The 2,452-nt window shown below is 60.2% G+C and carries 1 protein-coding gene; it reads left to right on the plus strand.

All coding sequences use genetic code 11. The features are described 5' to 3' along the window. Positions 1–631: 631 nt before the first annotated feature. Entirely contained in the window at positions 632–2,392 is a 1,761-nt protein-coding gene (ltrA, locus tag ACT86A_RS27415) for a group II intron reverse transcriptase/maturase (RefSeq protein ID WP_445095117.1), read from the plus strand. The last annotated feature ends 60 nt before the right edge of the window (positions 2,393–2,452 follow it).

A 2,452-nucleotide genomic window follows, 5' to 3' on the forward strand; every position in this document is an offset into this window, starting at 1 on the left:
GTGCGACACGAGGTCGCACTGCCCAAGTGGGCGAACCCCGGATAAGGGGCCGCCCCTGACCAGTGTTCATGGTCAGACCCCACGCTCACATGCGTCGCTGGCAACGGCGGGGTGTGAAGCTGAGCGCTCAAGGCCCAAGAACGCCAAGGCATCTGGCGTGACAGGCCGAGGGGTAGACCGGAAGGGCGAACGTAAGTGAACCTCCGATAAAGCCTCGTCACTGTAGCCCGCACGATGCTGTGCACGAAGTGGCGGTTATGGCCCGGACGCTGAAAGGCGTCGAGCGAGACTCTGGGTTCGGTCCTGGGGTCTGGGAACACCGCTGGCCACGGGGCAGAGGAGGCGCCCTCACCGGTCGCATCTTGACGGTGCGGAACGTGGAAACCCAGTCGGGGTCCAGCCAATTGGCTGGTAGCCCAACCGTAAGGAAGGGGGAACTCCCCGGCTGGACAGGAAGGCCCAAAAAGCGAAAGCCGACGACCGAAAGGTAAGGGGAAAGCGGGATGACCGTATAACCCGTCGGATACGGGACTTCGTGCCCGGCCCGAAAGGGCGCAGACGTGGGCCTGGTGAACCTTTGGAGGGAGGTTGCGTGGGAATTGGAACCGAAGGACAAGTTGGACGCCGCGAGGTGAACGGACCAGAGGACGCCGCGCAAAGCTGGCATCAGATTGTTTGGAATCAGCGGGAAGCGGAAGTACGACGACTGCGGCAGCGGATCTTCAAGGCGACCGAACAAGGGGACTGGCCTAAGGTCAGAAACCTCCAGAAGCTCATGTTGCGGAGCCATTCCAACACGCTGACAAGCGTGCGGAGGGTGTCGCAGCTGAGCACTGGGCGCAAGACCGCCGGGGTGGACAGGGAAAGAGCGTTGACGCCGACGGCGCGATGGAATCTGGCGGTGCAGGTCCATCAAGCCGAACTCTGGAAAGCTCGACCGGTCAGGCGTGTATATATCCCGAAGAGCAACGGGAAACAACGACCGCTCGGAATTCCGACAATTCGCGACCGGGCCATGCAGGCACGCGTCAAGAATGCGTTGGAACCCGAATGGGAGGCCCGTTTCGAGGCCAGGTCGTATGGGTTTCGGCCTGGCCGGGGATGCCATGACGCGATTGAGGCCATCTTCGGAGCCACAGCGAGGAAAACGGCCAAGCGGTTATGGGTCCTGGACGCGGATTTAGCGGCAGCGTTTGACCGGATCGACCATGAGAGATTGATCGCGGCAATCGGGCAGTTCCCGGGAAGGGAAATGATCCGGGGTTGGCTCAAAGCTGGAGTGGTCGAAGACGGTCGATTCGAACGGACAGAAGACGGCACGCCACAAGGCGGCGTCATCAGTCCTCTGTTGCTGAACGTGGCTCTTCATGGGATGGAGACGGCGGCTGGATGCAGGTACTGGGGGGCCAAGGCCGGGTCATACGATCCGAAGGCGGCTCCTCGGACACCAATCCTGGTCCGCTACGCCGACGACTTTGCGGCCCTGTGTCATAGCGAGGAAGAGGCGGAGCAGGTCAAAGCGAAGCTGGCTGAATGGCTGCTGCCGAGAGGGCTGCGGTTCAATGAGGAGAAGACTCGCATCGTTCATATGGACGAAAAGGGATTCGACTTCCTTGGATTCAGCCTCCGCCGTTACGGCGGAACGTTGTTGACCAAGCCGAGCAAGGACGCCGTCAAGAGAATCCGGAGAAGGCTGCGCGAGGAAGTCAGGGCGCTCTATGGTTGCAACGCCGCTGGTGTACTTCGCGCACTCACCCCGATCATCAGGGGGTGGTCGGCCTACTATCGGAAAGCTGTCTCCTCGAAGATATTCGCATGGTTGGATCGCTACCTGTGGCGACTTCTGTGGGAATGGGCTCGTAGGAGGCACGGGAGGAAGTCGAGGGACTGGATATATAATCGGTACTTCGGCAGGTTCGACAAGTCCAGAAATGACAAGTGGGTGTTTGGTGACCGTGTGAGCGGGGCCTATCTCCCGAAGTTCGCCTGGACAAAGATCATCCGCCACGTAATGGTTAAGGGTAAGTCGTCACCAGACGACCCAGCTCTGACCGACTACTGGGAGAACCGCCGTCAGAAGAAAGCGCCACCGCCGATGGACAAGATCAGCTTGAACCTGGCGTGGAAACAGAAAGGTCTCTGTCCTCTCTGTAACCAGACGCTTATTGCCGGAGCCGAGTACGAACCGGACAACCCGCGAGAGTGGATCAACTGGTTCGCGGCCACGAAGAAGACGTTACATAAGCACCACTTCGTGTACCGGAAAAATGGTGGCTCGGATGACAAGAACAACCTCCGACTCGTACACGCTGCGTGCCATCGGCAGCACCACGCGCTCGATGGCAATAACAAAGTGAAGTCGCCCGTGGGTGAGCTTGAGCCGTGTGCATAGAGATGTGCACGCACGGTTCTGAGGGGGGATCGCCGCAGCAATGCGGCGGTCCTACCCGAC

It is taken from the genome of Nocardia glycosmidis (assembly GCF_052545115.1).